We start from the raw sequence: 17,713 nt of genomic DNA, 5'->3' as shown, positions 1-17,713 counted from the left end.
TTATTGATGCACTTGTACTTGTGGGAAAGGTATTTCTACTCCAGCAGCATCAAAGCGCTCTTTAATAGTCTCTAACGTACGAAAATAGCAGGTAAAATAGTCAGCGTTCATACACCAATAGCGCAATGATAGGTTTACCGAGCTATCGGCAAGGGCTTCTACATACACTACAGGCTCAGGGTCTTTAAGGGCTAAGGGCTCTTGCCGAGCTATCTCTAGCAATATCTCGCGTGCTTTCTGTATGCTAGAGCTATAGCCTATACCTACTAACACATATACCCTTCTTTTTTCTTCTCGGCTGTAGTTGATAATACTATTACCAAACAGCTGTGTATTAGGTATGATGGCCTCTTCGTTATTAGGTTTATTGAGCGTTGTAGCAAATAGCCCTATGTTTTTAACCGTTCCTTTTTGTCCGTTAGCCTCTATAGTATCACTCACACGGAAAGGCTTGAATATCAATATCATTATACCGCTAGCAAAGTTAGAAAGAGACCCCTGCAATGCTAAGCCAATTGCTACGAAACCACTGGTAATGATAGCAATAAACTGGGTAGCGGGCAGTCCTATCACCTGTACTATGGTCAGGAAGAGCGCAATGTAGAGCACCCAGCGCACTACCTGCAATAAGAAGTTCTGTAGGGCAAGGTCTACTTGGCGGCGCTCCATTATGCGCTTTATCAACTTAGTTATAAAGCGAATGATATACCTACCTGCGTAATAAAGCGCGATAGTACCGAGCAAGGTAGGCACGTATTTAATAAGGTCAGTAGTCCAAGTCTTCAAAAGTATTTGAAGGTCTGAAGTAGTAATTTCTGTCATACTTAAGTTAGCTATTAGTTAAATAAAAGTTCGCGATATTTAGTAAGAGTCCACAGCTCATCGTCAATCATCAGTTCTAGTTTATCACAGTGGTAACGTATCTCATCAAAGAATGGTTTTACCTCATTGCAATAAGCATCGGCTCTTTCTACGAAAGTAGCCAGATGGTTAGCGCGTTTTCTCGCTTCAATCATTGCCTCTACAGTGCTGTGTATCACCTTTATGTGCTCAGAAATATGCCTAATAAGGTCTATTTGCTCCGAAGCCACTTCCTGATAAGCATCACCAAAAATCTCTTTGAGCCCGCGCACGTTTTCTATCAGCGTATTTTGGTAGCGCACGGCAGTAGGTACCACGTGGTTACGCGCAATATCGCCCAATACACGCGACTCTATCTGCACTGTTTTCACGTATTCCTCAAGAGCAATTTCATAACGGGCAATAAGCTCTACTTTACTCAGTACTCCCATTTCTTCAAAGAGAGCAATCGCTTTATCAGTAATGTTTTCTCTTAGCGCTTCAGGGGTAGTCTTATGATTAGAAAGTCCTCTACGGGCAGCCTCTTCTTCCCACGCCTTGCTATAACCATCGCCTTCAAAACGGATAGCCTTAGAGCTCTTCACATAAGCGCGCAATACCCTAAAGATAGCATCTTCTTTCTTCATTCCGCCCTCTATTAGGCTATCTACTTCTTTTTTGAAATCGATAAGCTGCTTGGCCACTATAGTGTTAAGCACCATCATAGGCTTGCCGCAATTGGCTTTAGAACCTACCGCGCGAAACTCAAATTTATTACCGGTGAAAGCAAACGGCGACGTGCGATTGCGGTCAGTAGTATCAAGGAAAAGGTCTGGTATCTTCCCTACCACATTCAACTTAAGTTCAGTCTTATCTTTACCAGAAACCTCCTCACCCGACATATTCTCCAGTGCATCAAGTACCTTGTTCAGCTGTTCGCCTATAAATACCGACACTATAGCAGGCGGAGCCTCATTTGCTCCCAGACGATAGTCATTAGTAGCCGAGGCTACCGAAGCGCGCAACAAAGGCTCATACTCGTGTACTGCCTTGATAGTACAGATGAAGAAAGTGAGGAATTGTAAGTTTTTCTGAGGAGTCTTGCTCGGGGCAAAGAGATTCACCCCTGTATCGGTCACCAGCGACCAGTTGTTGTGTTTACCCGAACCGTTTACGCCTGCAAAAGGTTTTTCGTGAAATAGCACCACGAAGTCGTGACGTTCAGCCACCTTACGCATCACGTCCATCAGCAGCGAGTTTTGGTCTACTGCCAAGTTAGCTTCCCCAAAGATAGGAGCCAACTCAAACTGATTAGGCGCTACCTCATTATGGCGCGTTTTTACCGGAATGCCGAGCAACAAACACTCTTGTTCCAAATCGCGCATATAGGCAAGCACCCTGCTCGGGATAGCCCCCAAATAATGGTCATCAAGCTGTTGCCCTTTAGCCGCTTCGTGCCCTAAGAGCGTTCTGCCGGTAATCATCAAATCCGGACGCGTATTAGCAAGCGTTCTGTCAATCAGAAAATACTCTTGTTCACACCCTAACGTACAAGTCACCTTGCTAACGTTCTTATCAAAATAACGAGCCACCTCAGTAGCAGCTTGGTCTATAGCACTCAGTGCTTTGAGTAGCGGCGTTTTGTTATCCAAGGCCTCACCCGTATAAGCGATGAAAATAGTAGGAATACAGAGCACTGTACCGTATACGAAAGGCGGCGACGAAGGGTCCCAAGCCGTATAACCTCGTGCTTCAAAAGTATTGCGGATACCCCCGTTAGGGAAGCTAGACGCATCGGACTCCTGTTGCACCAGCTGATTACCCGAAAAACGTTCTATAGCACTATCGCGCGTTACGGGCTCAAAGAAAGCATCGTGTTTTTCGGCAGTACCTCCTGTCAAAGGCTGAAACCAGTGCGTATAATGGGTAGCCCCTTTCGAGATAGCCCAATCGCGCATAGCTGCGGCCACTTGGTCAGCCACACGACGGTCTATTTTGGTGCCGTATTGAATAGCGTTCATTACCGCATCAAAAGCATCACGCGTCATCAACTGACGCATCGCCACCTCGTTAAACACATTGATAGCAAACAATTCAGAGCGTTTGCCATTTTCAGCCACTTGTAAGGGCTTCTTATTTTGTACACTATTAAGGGCGTTAAATCGTAACATAAAGATTAAGTGTTAGAAGATTTATGAATTAAATAGTTCTAATTCTTCAGGATTTCTTCTGTTATCCCAAAAAGACAGAATGGTAATAGTATTTTTTTCTATTAGGTAGAATATAGAATAATTGAAGAAAACTAATGCTCTGCGTATATTCTCATATCCTTCTACTTCTGCCCATAGATAAGGAAATCTTACTAAATCCTTAACAACCCTTTGTACTTCTGCATTCAATTTCACAGAGTACAAATTGCTTTTATTATGTTTTTTCCAGTACAGAAGTATCTCTTTAAGCTCTATTTTTGCTTGTTCAGTCCATTCTACGACCATAATAGAGCTTCCATTTCTTGTTCTACTTCTTCTTGCGAAGAAACTTTCCCTAATTTCTTATCATTAAGTCCCCTTAAAACAGCGCTCTCTTCAGCTGCTGTCATTTGGTATTTTATAGATACTTCTTCAGAAAATGGAACAAACACCTTTTGGGCTGTTCCTAATTCTTCTAATACAGATGTTTTCATAAACAAATCTCTTATTTTTTAGCAAAATTAAAAAATAAATATCAACCAACAAATTATTAGTGGCTATTTTTTAACTGCAATCCCAGTTATATAATACATCGTCAAATTTACAATTAGCCATATCTTCAGGACTGATAAAGAAATTAGCCACACCACAATCACCCCACAAAATTTCTTTCCCTTCTACCTCATCACTATCTATTTGCAGCAACAAAAAGGTATGAGAATCTCCTTCCTTGCGAGGGTCGTATTGAGTAAAGTAAGGATAACCACCAATTTTATGCCCGATAGCTTTGTCTAATAATTTAAAAACATCTTCTGGTAAATCCCATATTTCCGCCACTTCATCATCAAAAGTACTATTCCATTTCTCTATAAAAAACCTTTGAGAAGCTTCATCATAAAGCGTAAAACTTTCAGTACCTTTGGTAAAGCGTAAGGCAAACTGCAAATCAGCATCAAAAGGCAAGTAACAATCTTCAAAAGAGTAATGCTCTGTAAAGGCTTCTGCAGGCAAAGCTTCTCCTATAGTTGGGTAGTAAAGCACCCGTTTATTATCATTGCTACAAGGGTTATCAAAGTCTATCCCATACAGATAGTCTTCAGTATCAGCAATCCAAAACTGCAAAAGACCCTTTTTAGGGTACAGACTATTTTCAGGCAATTGCTCGCAGTTGATTTGCGCCAACATAAACAGCGGTTTGCCCTCGGCACTTCTGGGCAGCGCACCCTCTTTAGGGATATAAGGCACTCCCCCAACCTTACTATCAGTAACAGCCAACGCATCAGCTAATGATAGCTCAATGCCAATCACCTCCCGTTGGGTAAGCACTTCAAGATTTAAAACGAACTCTTCAATTTGTGCTTGTGTCGGAATCATATTTTAGGTAATTTTTGAGAGTTTTCAGCAATTGTTTTCTCATCGCGTGCGACTTTACGTTCTAATTTCTTAATATCTTCAGCGGGAGGCAATTCTTCTGGCTTGATACCACGCTGACCTAACATTTGTCGCACACTTTGATTATTCTGTACGTGTTCCTGTGTAATAGCAGATTCGCCGTGCAAATCATTACTTTCCACATTGTAATTAGTCATTTCAGTAGCGAGGTTTTTAGCAGCAATCGTAAGCGTTGGCAAGAAATCAGCCAAAGGTCTGTTAGCTTTCACTCCCAACCGCAGCTTCATATCCTCAGTAGTATGTCCGCCAAAAAGAGCGGTATCACCTTTAGAGCGGATACGCGCAAAGCCTTTATCATCAACGCCACGCTCATAAATGTTTTGCGAAAGTTGCTTTTCAGCACTTCTGAGTTTATCGCGCGTTTCTAAACGAGAAAGCAAGTTAAGACGTTCTTCTATAAGTTCTGCCTTGCGGGTTTGCACAGCAAAATAACTCTGAGCAAAAGCCACTTCTTCCTTTTTAGGGTCGCCATTCTGAGCAATGAGATAGCAAGCATAACGAGTAAGCATAAAATCCATAATTTCACGCTTCGAACCACTACCTAATTCGACCATTTTCGTGACCTCACGAAAATGGTCATCTACATTGATTTGCTGCGACTTACACGAAGCCACTGCCCTGTGTATCGCTACCAAAAAGTTCTCCCAACGGGCATAGCCTAATATAGTTTGCAATTCACGAGCAAACCAAACCTCTATTTGCTCTTTGGCATCTTCACTCTCTATATGACGAGTAATACCATCAAACTGGTTTTTATACTGCAAAATACTGTTTTTATCCATAATATGTTGGTTTAATAATTATCTTCCCAGTGAAAAAGCACATCATCGAACTTATAATTTCTTATGATCACCCATTACTAACGGCAAAAATACTATATAATTAGCAAACCTACCCAAGAGCAGAAAAATATACTACTGTAAGTTCCAGTAGTAAGTGCAATTTTAAGTATATAAGATTATCGTTTATCAATTTTCATTACCATTTCCTCAAAAGATTCTCGGGGAACGATGGCTTTGTTGCGTACTCGAGTACGATAGTTGTAGATGGTATTAGTGGAATAATGTAAGAAAGTAGCTATTTTAGAGCTATCGGTAATACCCAAGCGAATAAGCGCAAAGATACGCAACTCAGGGGGCATTTTATGAGACTTAGGATCAAAACGCTCCTCTTCAGCTAACAGAGCATTGAACTCTGTGATAAAATTAGGAAATAGGTGAAAGAAAATATCATCAAATAACTTGTAGAATTCTTTAAGCTCTTGCTCTATCATCTCAGTAGAACGAAGAACTTTGTTGAGTTCTTCCCAATTGCGATCTTTTGCTTTTTTGGCGAGCATTTTTTGGTATTTTTCTAATTTGGTAATATATACAGAACACAAGTTGAAAAACTCGCTTATATAAGCTTCTTTTACTTCATTGCTTTCATTGAGTTGTGTTACCACTTCGCATAAGTGTTCATTAAGTTGTTCTAAATCTTGGTTTTTGTGATAAAGCTCTTTGCGTATTTTGGTAATTCGCTTCATTTGGCGGGTAACCAATACAACAGCAATGATGAGAAAAACGGCAAACAATCCTACTAATAACAAAGCGTTGCGAAGTTTGGTATTCTGATTGTGTATACGCTCTTGATAAGCTTTTTCAATGATAGGAAAAATCTTCATCACCTCGTCTGAGCGCAACTGAGCATTGCAAAAAGTAGCGTCTTCCATAGCCGATTTTATGCAGGTATAAGCATTCTCTATTTCGCCTAATTGAAAGAGTGCTGAAGCAAGTTCAAGCATCGAAGCGTTTTCTTTAATAGCATCTTTGATGTCACAACTTGCCGATATAGCAAAGTACTCTATTTGCTTAGGTACATTCTTTTTCTTTTTGTAAAGCGTGCCAAGCACATAGCCTAATACGGCTTTTTCGTGTTCATCGGTGTGCATTAGGGCAAAGCGGTCAAGGAGAAGTTTTTCGGCTTCGTCATAACGACCAGCATCGGAGAGTACTCCTGCATAGAGAAGGATATAGTGGGTAGTATTTTTATCTACTAAATTGAGAAGAAGATCGCGATAGGTATTGCTTTTGGCAATATAAGTTTTAGCATCAGGACTATTGAAAGCGTAATTATTGTAGAGATTTAGATAACAGTTATAATACTGAATGAGCTGAGATTGTTGGAGTTGGTTTTTATCAATAGCTCTAAGCAGGTCTGCAGCATCTAAGTAGTTGCCCGAAATGATGTAGAGCGAAGCGAGGGAAAGATGCGAATCATTTTGGAGGTCGGGTTTTTGGAGTTCTTCAGCGATGCGGATATTCTGTTTCACATAGTACACCGCCGAGTCGGATATATAAGTTTTAAACTCGTCGAAGAGGCGTTGGTTGATAGCATAGCGTTGTTCAGCAGAAGCGTTAGGCACTCGTAGTAAATTGATAGCTTCTTTTATTTTGCGTTCTTTTTGCTGGGTGTATTGGTCTTTTTGTTTGATAAGGAGTAGGGTTTTATTTTGTTCCACTTGGGCAAGAACGTAATAAGGGAACAATAGCAAGAGAAATATGATAAGAGCTTTGTACTTCATTTTCAAACATTAATTTTTCAAATGCAAAAATAAGAATAATTACCAAATTAGCAAATTTGTAAATTGGAAAAAAAGCTGCTAAGCAAAGTGCTTAGCAGCTTTTTCACTATTATTACTGTAATTGCTATTGTTTTTTTAATCCTTTGGCTTGTGCCTTATCGGTGAGGGGGTACAAGCTAATGGCATAACCCCCACCTGCTACTGAGTGCAGGGTGAGCTTGCTCTTGTTGGTCACCAATACTTTTTGAATGGTATAGGCTTGTGGATTAGTTTGATAGTTGGCATCTTCGGCATCGGCATAGATAGTGGCTACATAAGTAGTTTTGGGCTCTAAGAAACTGAAATGAATCTTGGAGGTGAAATCCTTGCCGGCTGTATTGCCTACAAACCAATTGCGAGTGCCTTTGGCTTTGCGCGCCACAGTGATATAAGCCCCTGGTTCAGCTTCTAAATAGTGGCTTTCGCTCCAATCGAGGGCAACCTCTTTGATAAACTGAAAAGCATCAGGGAAACGGCGATAGTTCTCAGGAAGGTCAGATGCCATTTGCAGCGGACTGCTCATCGTTACGTACAATGCCAATTGGTTTGCCAAAGTGGCATTGCAGTGTGAATGGTTGTTGGGGTTGTTCTTGCTGATGTCCATTTCAAACACCCCAGGGGTATAGTCCATTGGTCCGCCTATGAGTCGGGTGAAGGGCAACACGCACACGTGGTTAGGCTTACTACCGCCAAAGGCTTGGTATTCACCTCCGCGTGCTGACTCGTTGCCTATGAGGTTAGGATAGGTACGACACAAACCCGTAGGGCGCACTGCCTCGTGAGCATTCACCATAATGCGGTAGTCAGCAGCTTTTTTAATAGCATAAAGGTAGTGATTGTTCACCCACTGACTGTAATGGTTTTCGCCTCGCGGAATGATATTCCCTACATAACCGCTTTTTACGGCAGGGTATTCGTATTTGTTCATTAGCTGATAGGCTTTATCCATAAAACGCTCGTAGTTGCGGATAGACGAGGAGGTTTCGTGGTGCATAATCATCTTAATTCCCTTGCTTTTGGCGTATTGGTGAATAGCTTCGATATCAAAATCGGGGTAAGGTGTTTGGAAGTCGAATACCAAATCTTTGGAATGTCCAAACCAATCTTCCCACCCTATGTTCCAACCTTCTACCAGTACGCCATCAAAACCATTTTCGGCAGCAAAGTCGATGTATTTCTTCACATTTTCGGTAGTAGCTCCGTGTTTGCCGTGGGGTTTGAGGGTGGTGTAATCAGTTTTACCTATATGTACACTGGGCACATCGTAAGTATACGACCATTCTTTCATACCGGTAATCATTTCCCACCATACCCCTATGTACTTCATTGGGTGAATCCAAGAGGTATCAGCCAAAGCGCAAGGTTCGTTGAGGTTGAGAGTGATATCCGAAGCCAAAATATCGCGGGCATCATCGCTAACAATTACTGTACGCCAAGGGGTTTGGGCAGGGGTTTGCATATAACCTTTGGCGCCGTTAGCATCAGGGGTAATCCACGATTGGAACACGAAAGTCTTGTCGTTGAGGTTGAGGTGCATCGCTCCGTAGTTTACCAAAGCAGCTTCGTGCAGGTTGATGTACAGACCATCGTCAGTTTTGAGCATCAAAGCAGTTTGTACGCCCGTATCCGAAAAGCCTGTTTGTGCTAAATTTGCCTGACGTCCTTTTTGGTTGATAGCGCGTATTTCGGAGAGGCGCGATTGCTGATAGTCGTACTCTTGGGTATCGTAATCGCCGGGTATCCACCACGCTTGGTGATTGCCCGTCATTGCAAACTCAGTGCGTTCTTCTTTAATTACAAAGTAAGGCATTTGCTTTTGTTCGGGGAACTCATAGCGGAAGCCCAATCCGTCGTCAAACAATCTAAAACGCAGGTTCATCTCTCGGTGGGTATCCTTCTGTTTAAGGCTCACCAATAGTTCGTTGTAGTGGTTGCGAATATTTTGGCTTTCGCCCCATACGGGTTGCCAAGTTTCATCAACGGTTGTATTTTGGGTATTCACCACTTCAAAGTTATGGTAGAGAGAGGTGTTTGCTCCCTCTTTTTTGGTGATTTCAGTGCCAAATTTCACTTCGTTAGAGCTAAATAGTTCAATACCTAATCTACTCGGTTTAACCACTTCTTTTCCCTTGTAAAAAAGCGAATAGGTAGGAGTACCTTCCGCGCTGAGCGAAAAAGAGAGTTTTAGCACTTTGTTAGGCGAAAATAACTCCTGCGCTACAGCAGTAGCACAGGAGAGGATGGTTATTGTTATGAAAGTAAGAAATCTCATTGATTTGTCAATTTGTTGATTAGTCAATTAGCTAATTTTCTCATTAATACTCTATCACCACCATATCCCAATAGCTGAGGGAGGGGAGGGTGAAGGTAATTTGGTTGTTGTTATAGGTAAATTCTACGGCACGAGGAGCACCGCCAAAGAGGTCGGGACTAGCAAACCACACTTTTTTGGGTTGTGCGGTTACAGCAACAGTAGTTTTAAGGTCAGTTACTGTGGTAGGTTTCTTTTGAGTACCATTGGTATCACGCCAGTCCATAGAGGTTACCCCGTTGAAATTGATAAGGTGCACTATATCCTTGCCGTTCACGGTTTTGGTGAGAGCCGCCACTTTATCCTTCGCTGCAGGCCAAGCCGCTATGGTTGCATTTTCGGCAGTTACTTGAGCTGAGGTATAGCTACCGCCATCGCGCAATAGGTTTTGGTAAGCTACCAAGAAATCGTAGTAGGTGATGAGCGCTTTTTTGAGGTCGGCTTTCATTTGAAGGTTTTTGTTAGGAAAATACTCATTGGCGAGGTAGTGTTCACCTATCTCTAAATGAGCCCCTCCGAAGGCAAAAATCACGGCATTGGTGAGCAATACGCCAGGTTCGTTTACAAAACCTGCATTCTTAGATTTTTCGTAATCCATATAGGCAGCCAACACGGTTTTGAGTTGGTTGTTGCTACGATTGTAGTTGTCGAGGATAATACGTGCCAACTGGTCGTAGGTTTTTTCGTCCCATACTTCGGTATAGAGAAAATCCACTTTATTGGTACCTGCAATTTCGGTTTGACCATATTGCCCTACCGCGTTCATCACAAGGCGCTTGTTAGGGTGTGCGCTTTTCATAGCATTGATAAACGAAGCGTACTGAGGCAAGAGGTCTACACTATTGCCATTGTAATCGTATACCGTGCCACGCCCTCCGAGTTGGTCGATATGATAGCCATCGAAACCAAAAACGGCATAGACATCGCTGTTGCGTCCTGCTAAGTAGTTTTGCCAATGCGCATTGCCAGGGTTGGTGAGGTAGATACTACTACGGGCAAAGTCTCCTAACACGTGCGCATCTTTCTCTTTGTGCTGGTTATCTTTATAGAGAAACCACTCTTTGGAAACCCCATCGGCTTCCGCATTTTTAAGTGCCCCGAAAGCCAAATTGTAAAACATCGCTTTCATACCCTTGCTATGAGCAGCACTGATATAGCCGCGTACAGTAGAAAGAAAAGTGGGGCGTTTGAAAAGGTCAGGCCACTCATTAGCAGGGTTTTGAGGAGTGCCAGCCAGCGGTTTGTGGTGGTCGTACATCCAGTCGTAGAACTGAATACCATTGATGTGACAGCGATTCATAAAGTCGATATTCTTCTCAATAGGCTCGTTTTTGCCGTAAGAAGACAAGAAGCCATAGCGAGGGAATTTTGTCCAATCAGAAGATACATCCACAGCGATACTGCCGTAAGTATTTTGTTTACCGCCAGCTTCTTGGCAGATTTCCACCAAATAACCTCGATAGTCATCAGCAGGGGTTACCCATTGCCAAGAGGTGCTGGTAAGAGGTTCTTCTTTAATAACTTCTCCTAAGTAAGAGTAGCGTACTTTGTAAGTACCAGAGGGCATACTCGCCAAGGAGAAGCGCACTGTGCTACCAGGGGTGTAGACCGCCTTATCGGTGCTGATATCTATTTTCAAATAAGTTTCGCCATAAGTAATAGGGTTATTGCTCGGTGTGTCGTTCTTCTCGCAAGAGAAGAGGCTGAGCGTAGTGGCGAAGAATAAAGTATATAAGATTTTCATTTTGAAAGAGGGTTGCATTTTACTGTTTTTTGATTATCACCGTTTGGGTGAGTTGATTAAGAGTGATTTTATAGGTGCCTGCCTCAGTGATTTTCCACTTGTTATCGGGGTTAGAGCCGTGGGCGCTGAAAATCATAGGTTCTTCAACACCGGCGGGTGCTTTATCAGCTTTAGAAGCTAAGAACCAGTCGCCACCCCAATCGCTTTTCTTGTCGCAAGAGAATTTGAGTTCGCCTGCTTTCAAGTCACCTTCCCAAGTAAAGACATTAGGATTACTGTTATCAACAGCCATAGTAATAGGATTGTTGATATCCCAACCAGCATCGGTAGCACTACCAATCATATACATTGCGGCATAAGGGGTGAAAGGCACAATATCAATCTTCATCGTACGGGTGTTGAGCGTAATCTTGTAAGTACCTGCTGCAATTTTCCATTTGTAATCGGGGTCGCCTGCCCATTTCTTTACAGGGAGGTCGCTACCTTCAGGAGTATTATTTTCTTTAGGACGGAAGAATACTGCCCCCCAATCGCCTTCTTTAGTTCCTATTTTGAACTCACCTCCATTGCCTAAATCGGCATTGTAGTGGAACACAAATGGGTCGGCGGGGTCTACAGTCATTTTCTTGAAGCTCCAACCAGTAGGTTCACCTACAAACCACAACTCGGTATATTCAGGCGCTTCGCCTTTGGTAATGCTTATAGTGAGGTTGATGAGGTTCACTTTCACGGTATAGACGCCACCTTCAGCAATTGTAAATTTCTCATCACTATTGTCGGCATCGGTTTTGCGGAAGTGCAGTTCGCTATTATTACTGCCTTTGCCATACGATGGTATAAACTGACCTTTGGTAGTGATGAACTTGATTTCGCCAGCAGACAATCGTCCTGACCACGCAAAGGCTTTAGGAGTACCCTCAACAGGTTTCATCTCTTCGGCTTGATCGGCACTCCAACCGTGAGGGGCAGCACTACCGATGATATACAACGTATTGCTGATAGGAGTATGCGTTTTGAAAACAACAGTCTTCACATTAGTCTGTTGTTTCATTCCCTCGCCAGAAGCTACTTGGGCAATGATGCGTACTTCCATAGTAACTTCGGTGTCTGCCGCAACTTTGAAAGTGTTGAGCAAGAGGTTGTTTAGTTCCTCGTTTTTATACACTCTCTCATAGGCTTCACGACCTAGATTCTCGCTGATACCTCCCGCAAAGTTGTTGCCTTGCACATCCATTTGGAAAGTATAGGTGATAGCGGCATTGGTGCCGTAATTAGAAGCCGCCGTCCAAGTGAGCTTGATAGCTTCTTGTTCGGGGTTAGCAGCGTCTAAGGCTACGTTTTCTTTTGGAGCTTTCAATTCAAAAGGTTTGCCCTCTTTGAAGAGCTCCATATAGTCCTCTTTTTTACAGCCCGTAAGGAGCAGTAAGAGGAAAGCGATGTATAAATGGTATGGTTTCATATTAATTTATCGATTTGTCAATTTGTCAATTTGCCGATTTACTAATTATTATATTACCAGCCTGGGTTTTGGGTAAGGTTGGGGTTGGCATCGATGTCTTTTTGAGGGACGGGCAAGAGCAGGTGTTTCTCGCGGGCGTTGGTTTTGCCTATAGAGTGCAAGAAATTGAGTGCATACTGACCGTTGTCCCAGCGAATCATATCAAACCAGCGATGCCCTTCAAAAGCGAGTTCTATACGGCGTTCGTGGCGTATTTTCTCGCGCATTTGTGCTTGGGTGAGGTTCTCTATATCAGCGCGATTGGTAAGCCCAGCGCGGGTGCGGACTTTGTACAAAGGCACTTCGGCTTCGGTGGTGCGACCCAATTCGTTGAGGGCTTCCGCTTTCATTAGGAGTACATCGGCAAAGCGGAGCGCTACAAAGTTGGCAGAGTTAGTGTTGAAGTCAGGTGACTGACTTAGTGGCACTAAAAACTTGCGCACGTTGTAACCTGTATTAGACATTGAAGCGCGGTATGCATTCCCTTCAAAATTAGGGCAACCCTCGTAGAGAATAGTCTTATCCTTACGGAGGTCGCCAGCCTCGTATTGGTCTACAAACTCTTGTGTAGGCTGATTCCAACCATAAGCACCACCTACCCAACCACTGTTGCGAGGCCCCATAAAAGTACTGAGCCAAGAGGCTTGGTTTTCTTCGCCCCAGAAATCATCTTTGGTGAGTCCGTAGTACTGAATTTCAAAGATAGACTCAGCAGTGTTTTTGTTGCGTTCGGCAGCGCCAAAACAATCGGAATAATCAGGATTGAGGGTATAGCCGAGGTTTTCGACAGCGTTGCACATTTCAAGAGCTTCGCTATATCTGCCCAAGGTGAGGTATACTTTGGCGAGCATACCCGCAGCAGCACCTTTGGTTGCGCGACCTTTATCGGCATTGCTATATTGCTCGCGTGTAGGCAATAGATTGAAAGCCTCTCTAAGGTCGGGGATAATCACCTCGTTGTATATCTTCATTTTGCTTTGGCGGAAAGGCGTTTTGTTAGTCAAACTCTCTTTAGGGTCGAGCTGAAGAGGCACATCGCCAAAGAGTTGCACCAAAAGGAAATAGTAGTGCGCGCGGAGGAATTTGGCTTCACCGATACAGCGGTTTTTGATATTCTCAGGGATATTAGCTGAAGGCAATGCTTTTAGAGCCGTATTGCAATAGAGAATACCAGGGTTACAACCACGCCATATTTCGAGCGCCAAAGGGTTATCGGCAGTCGCATTGAAGTTAGAAAGGGTGATGGTTTCGAGTCCATCGGTACCTCCTCCAGCGCCTACGATGCTGTTACCTGCTACGATGTCGAGCGTCCAGAGGCGCATATTGTAGAGGTTAGAGCGTTGCAAAGGTTTATAAGCCGAATTGGTAAGAGCAATTGCTGATGCCGCATCGCTTATGTTTTCAGCACTTGAATCTTCGTAAGGGGTCTTGTCCAAAAACTTAGAACAAGCCGTGAAGAGCGGAAATGCTAATAGGGTGATGTATAATATCTTTTTCATAGTATTAATTCCTCTCCCCCGTTCCCCCTCTCCCAAGTAGAGGGTGCAAGCCACAAAGGCTGCATAGGGGTAATATTGTTTTATGGTTTATAATTATGTTATATTTTATTACCTGATATCTGATACCTAAAACTGCACATTTAATCCGAAACTAACTGTGCGGGTTACAGGGTAAGTACCGCCATCAACTCCACCAGTGCCTACTTCGGGATCCATACCGCTGTATTTGGTGAAAGTATAGAGATTTTGGCAAGACAGATATATGCGCAACATATCGGTATGGAATTTTTGAGTAACCTCTTTAGGAAGCGTATACCCCAAAGTTACGTTTTTGATGCGCAAATACGAACCGTCTTCTACAAATCGGGTAGAGTGACGCGTATTTTGATTAGGGTCGCCATAGATAGCACGCGGAATGCTATTGCTAGTGCCCTCGCCAGTCCAACGGTCTTTTACTTTGGCAATTTGGTTTTGTGGTACCGACATTCCCTCTTGCCATATACGATTAGCATTGTAGATATCGTTACCTGCTACGCCTTGTAAAAATATCTGTAAATCGATGTTTTTGTAATTGAAGTTGTTGTTCATAGAGAATGTCCATTCAGGGAACGGATTACCAATATAAGTACGGTCATCGGCATTGATGACCCCATCGTTGTTAAGGTCGCGGAACTTCACATCGCCAGGGGCGGTACCATTTTCCACTTGGGTAGCATAGTTATCTACCTCAGCTTGGTTTTGGAACAAGCCGTTCATCACATAGCCATAGAAAGAGTTCACAGGGTGACCCTCAGAGAGAATTTGCAATTTGGTGAGGAACGCTTCAAAACCAGTGAATAGAGGCACTCCATCGTTCATCTTCACGATTTTGTTGCGGTTGAACGATACGTTTACATCAGTATTCCATTGGAAGTCCTTTTTATTCACATTCACTGATGATACCGTGAGCTCTACCCCTTTGTTTTGTACTTTACCAGCATTGATACTCGGCACATTGATATCTGAATAACCAGAGCTTACTGATACCGCCATAGGTACTAACATATCGCTGGTGTTTTTGATATAGGCATCTAAAGTGAGGTTCAAGCGGTTTTTGAGTAGCGCAAGGTCAATACCCCCGTTGAATTGTTCTACAGTTTCCCATTTTACATTAGGGTTAGGCATTACGTGAGGATAAAGAGTAGAAACCAAATTGTTGTTGAATACATATTGCCCTGTGCGCAATTTGGTGAAATAAGCATAGTTATCAATACCACCTTGGTTACCAGTCATACCGTAACCCACGCGCAATTTCACATCGTTTACATAGTCGTTTTTAGGGAAGAAAGACTCATTCGATGCACGCCACGCCAAAGAGAAAGAAGGGAAAGTACCCCAGCGGTTCTCTTTGGAGAAACGCGAAGAACCATCGCGGCGCACCGTAGCAGTGAGTAAGTACTTATCAGCATAAGTATAGTTGAGTCGCCCGATGAAGGAGAGGATAGCCCAATCGTTCATTGTACCGCCTACCGTAGGGTTTTCTAAACCTTTGCTGAGTTGGTTTTGCTGGTCGCTCAAGAAGTTGCTCACACTCGCATTGATTTTGCTATACACGTTGTTTTGCGCACTGGTGCCCACCATCACATTGAGGAAGTGTTTTTGGGCAAAAGTATTGGTATAAGTGAGTGTGTTATCCCAAAGGAGGGTAGTACTCTTATTAGCATCTTGATAGAGGTTAGAAAGCGGATTAGGTATTGGTTTCCAGTTGTATTTAGGAGAGAAACTGCGGTTGTCCCAATATTTAAAATCGAGTCCTCCAGTGGTTTTGAATACCAAATGTTTTACAGGAGTAATCTCGGCAAAGATATTGCCCAAAATGTTATAGCCTTTGGTAGTGTTTTGTCCGTTGATAAGAGCAGTACCGACCACATTGCGGATATCGCTGTACTGATGGGCAGGCGAATCAGGACCTGAATAACTGCCGTCTTCATTGTAAATAGGTTGTGTAGGCAAAGAAGCCATCGCCATACGGATGTTGTAGTCGCCAGATTTCTTCTCGTCGTGGCTAAGGGTAAGGTTGTTACCAAACTTTATCCACGGTTTTACACGTGACTCACCATTGAACTGCACTGTATAACGGCGGTAAGAGGTGTTGAGAATAATCCCATCTTGGTCGAACACGCCCCCTGATACGTAGTAATTGCTCTTGTCGTTACCACCTGAGTATGAAAGCGAATAGTTGCGCATAAAAGCAGGACGGAAAAGCGCTTTGAGCCAATTGGTGCCTTCGCCCCAATCGTTGGGGTTAGCAAAGTCGGGGCGTTGTGTAAGTGGACTGACCCCAGGGGTACGGTTATAGTTGGCAATCATTTCGTTGTGAAAAGATGCAAACTCGCGGGCGTTGAGCATCACGGGCAAGTTGGCAGCCTGCTGAAGAGCTACATTGGAGCTGAACGACAGCTTGCCGTCTCCGCTTTTTCCTTTTTTGGTAGTGATAAGCACCACCCCATTAGCCCCACGAGAGCCATAGATAGCTGTAGCTGAGGCGTCTTTTAGCACATCGATATTCTCAATATCATCTACGTTGAGGGCGTTGATACCGAGGTCGGTAGGTACGCCATCAATCACCAATAGCGGTTCACTGTTGTTAATTGTGCTAATACCGCGAATGCGAAATGACACATTGTCGCCCGGTTTTCCTGCTGAGGTTACTTGCACCCCCGCTGCACGCCCTTGGAGCGCTTCGCCTGCATTGGCGATAGGTTTCTCTTTGAGGGCTTTGTTAGACACTGAAGTTACCGCCCCCGTAAGGTCTTTTTTGCGGACGGTACCATAGCCTACTACCACCACTTCGTCTAACTGCTCTTGTTCTTCTTTGAGCACGATAGTAAGTTGGTTTTGGGTGCCTACTGCCACGTTTTGGGTGTGATAGCCAATAAACGAAACCGAGAGGGTTGCTTTAGCTGGTATTTCTAAGGTAAAATTACCATCGAAATCGGTGGTAGTACCCTTGGTAGTGCCTTTCACCACTACTGATGCCCCCAGCACAGGCTGGTGTTTTTCATCGATTACCTTTCCGCTAATCTTTTTATTTTGAGCAGAAAGGGCGGTAGAAAGCAAGCTAAAAAGTAGTAGCAAGGCGAGCTTGCTAATACTGTTTAATAAAGTTCTTTGTTTTCCTTTCATTTTAGTTAAGTGTTTTTTCAATTGTCAATTGATATCTAATTCTGGCGCAAAGATAAAACGTTAAAGATATATTAAAACATCAGATAGTGAAAATATAGATACCTAAAAATGTAGTAGTTTGATAAACAATAAAATAAAAGAAAAACAAGAACGAAAAATATAAAAAGAAAATTAATAGATACGGGCTAAACGGGCAGAAGAATGGGAGGGTTAAGAGGGCTGGGAAGGCTGGGAGTAGTATATTTTTCTGGTTTTTGGGTGGGAGGTAGATATTTGCATTTTCGATGTTCGTTTAGTGTTTGTCTATTGTTTGTGTATTGTTTGTATATCTGAAGTAAAGGATAGGTGTAGGAGAAAATTTTTCTGATTTTTGAATTTGCTATTTATCTTTTGTTTTGTATTTTTGCCGCCGA

General features: G+C 43.1%; 12 protein-coding genes. All 12 read right to left on the bottom strand.

What is annotated here, in order from left to right:
• Nucleotides 1-822 (bottom strand): mechanosensitive ion channel family protein, encoded by an 822-nt coding sequence (locus HMPREF9074_RS03070; protein WP_009389946.1) that lies wholly within the window; start codon nucleotides 820-822, stop codon nucleotides 1-3.
• Nucleotides 823-836: 14 nt separating this feature from the next.
• Nucleotides 837-3,011: a glutamine synthetase III family protein gene (locus HMPREF9074_RS03065; protein WP_009389944.1), complete on the bottom strand. Its 2,175-nt coding sequence runs from the start codon at nucleotides 3,009-3,011 to the stop codon at nucleotides 837-839.
• Nucleotides 3,012-3,032: 21 nt separating this feature from the next.
• The gene (locus HMPREF9074_RS03060; RefSeq protein ID WP_009389942.1) at nucleotides 3,033-3,335 is read right to left on the bottom strand and encodes a type II toxin-antitoxin system RelE/ParE family toxin; all 303 of its coding nucleotides are present in this window, start codon (nucleotides 3,333-3,335) and stop codon (nucleotides 3,033-3,035) included.
• Entirely contained in the window at nucleotides 3,326-3,523 is a 198-nt protein-coding gene (locus HMPREF9074_RS03055; RefSeq protein WP_009389940.1) for a hypothetical protein, read from the bottom strand. The genes HMPREF9074_RS03060 and HMPREF9074_RS03055 overlap by 10 nt, the downstream gene beginning before the upstream one ends.
• Before the next feature lie 70 nt (nucleotides 3,524-3,593).
• Entirely contained in the window at nucleotides 3,594-4,403 is an 810-nt protein-coding gene (locus HMPREF9074_RS03050; protein ID WP_009389938.1) for a YwqG family protein, read from the bottom strand.
• Nucleotides 4,400-5,263, bottom strand: coding sequence for a DNA damage-inducible protein D (dinD, locus tag HMPREF9074_RS03045; RefSeq protein WP_009389936.1), 864 nt, complete (start codon nucleotides 5,261-5,263; stop codon nucleotides 4,400-4,402). Before dinD ends, HMPREF9074_RS03050 begins: the two co-directional genes overlap by 4 nt.
• 176 nt (nucleotides 5,264-5,439) lie before the next feature.
• Nucleotides 5,440-7,044 (bottom strand): DUF6377 domain-containing protein, encoded by a 1,605-nt coding sequence (locus HMPREF9074_RS03040; protein ID WP_009389934.1) that lies wholly within the window; start codon nucleotides 7,042-7,044, stop codon nucleotides 5,440-5,442.
• A 124-nt stretch (nucleotides 7,045-7,168) separates the two neighbouring features.
• Nucleotides 7,169-9,355, bottom strand: a complete 2,187-nt coding sequence (locus tag HMPREF9074_RS03035; RefSeq protein WP_009389932.1) for a glycoside hydrolase family 97 protein — start codon at nucleotides 9,353-9,355, stop codon at nucleotides 7,169-7,171.
• A gap of 43 nt (nucleotides 9,356-9,398) precedes the next feature.
• Nucleotides 9,399-11,138, bottom strand: a complete 1,740-nt coding sequence (locus HMPREF9074_RS03030; protein WP_034539645.1) for an endo-dextranase — start codon at nucleotides 11,136-11,138, stop codon at nucleotides 9,399-9,401.
• A 19-nt stretch (nucleotides 11,139-11,157) separates the two neighbouring features.
• On the bottom strand, nucleotides 11,158-12,597 hold the full coding sequence (locus HMPREF9074_RS03025; RefSeq protein WP_009389928.1) for a SusF/SusE family carbohydrate-binding protein: 1,440 nt from the start codon (nucleotides 12,595-12,597) through the stop codon (nucleotides 11,158-11,160).
• Between the two features lie 53 nt (nucleotides 12,598-12,650).
• Complete coding sequence (locus HMPREF9074_RS03020; protein ID WP_009389926.1) at nucleotides 12,651-14,135, bottom strand: RagB/SusD family nutrient uptake outer membrane protein; 1,485 nt, start codon at nucleotides 14,133-14,135, stop codon at nucleotides 12,651-12,653.
• A 126-nt stretch (nucleotides 14,136-14,261) separates the two neighbouring features.
• The gene (locus tag HMPREF9074_RS03015) at nucleotides 14,262-17,300 is read right to left on the bottom strand and encodes a SusC/RagA family TonB-linked outer membrane protein (RefSeq protein ID WP_009389925.1); all 3,039 of its coding nucleotides are present in this window, start codon (nucleotides 17,298-17,300) and stop codon (nucleotides 14,262-14,264) included.
• Nucleotides 17,301-17,713 lie beyond the last annotated feature (413 nt).

Origin of the sequence: Capnocytophaga sp. oral taxon 329 str. F0087, from assembly GCF_000213295.2 — a bacterium.
Taxonomy (GTDB): Bacteria; Bacteroidota; Bacteroidia; order Flavobacteriales; family Flavobacteriaceae; genus Capnocytophaga; species Capnocytophaga leadbetteri_A.
This window is presented reverse-complemented; position numbering and strand designations above follow the sequence as displayed.

Coding starts and splice junctions, on each gene's coding strand:
- HMPREF9074_RS03070 (WP_009389946.1), bottom strand. CDS start 822: ATGACAGAAATTACTACTTCAGACCTTCAAATACTTTTGAAGACTTGG.
- HMPREF9074_RS03065 (WP_009389944.1), bottom strand. CDS start 3,011: ATGTTACGATTTAACGCCCTTAATAGTGTACAAAATAAGAAGCCCTTA.
- HMPREF9074_RS03060 (WP_009389942.1), bottom strand. CDS start 3,335: ATGGTCGTAGAATGGACTGAACAAGCAAAAATAGAGCTTAAAGAGATA.
- HMPREF9074_RS03055 (WP_009389940.1), bottom strand. CDS start 3,523: ATGAAAACATCTGTATTAGAAGAATTAGGAACAGCCCAAAAGGTGTTT.
- HMPREF9074_RS03050 (WP_009389938.1), bottom strand. CDS start 4,403: ATGATTCCGACACAAGCACAAATTGAAGAGTTCGTTTTAAATCTTGAA.
- dinD (WP_009389936.1), bottom strand. CDS start 5,263: ATGGATAAAAACAGTATTTTGCAGTATAAAAACCAGTTTGATGGTATT.
- HMPREF9074_RS03040 (WP_009389934.1), bottom strand. CDS start 7,044: ATGAAGTACAAAGCTCTTATCATATTTCTCTTGCTATTGTTCCCTTAT.
- HMPREF9074_RS03035 (WP_009389932.1), bottom strand. CDS start 9,355: ATGAGATTTCTTACTTTCATAACAATAACCATCCTCTCCTGTGCTACT.
- HMPREF9074_RS03030 (WP_034539645.1), bottom strand. CDS start 11,138: ATGAAAATCTTATATACTTTATTCTTCGCCACTACGCTCAGCCTCTTC.
- HMPREF9074_RS03025 (WP_009389928.1), bottom strand. CDS start 12,597: ATGAAACCATACCATTTATACATCGCTTTCCTCTTACTGCTCCTTACG.
- HMPREF9074_RS03020 (WP_009389926.1), bottom strand. CDS start 14,135: ATGAAAAAGATATTATACATCACCCTATTAGCATTTCCGCTCTTCACG.
- HMPREF9074_RS03015 (WP_009389925.1), bottom strand. CDS start 17,300: ATGAAAGGAAAACAAAGAACTTTATTAAACAGTATTAGCAAGCTCGCC.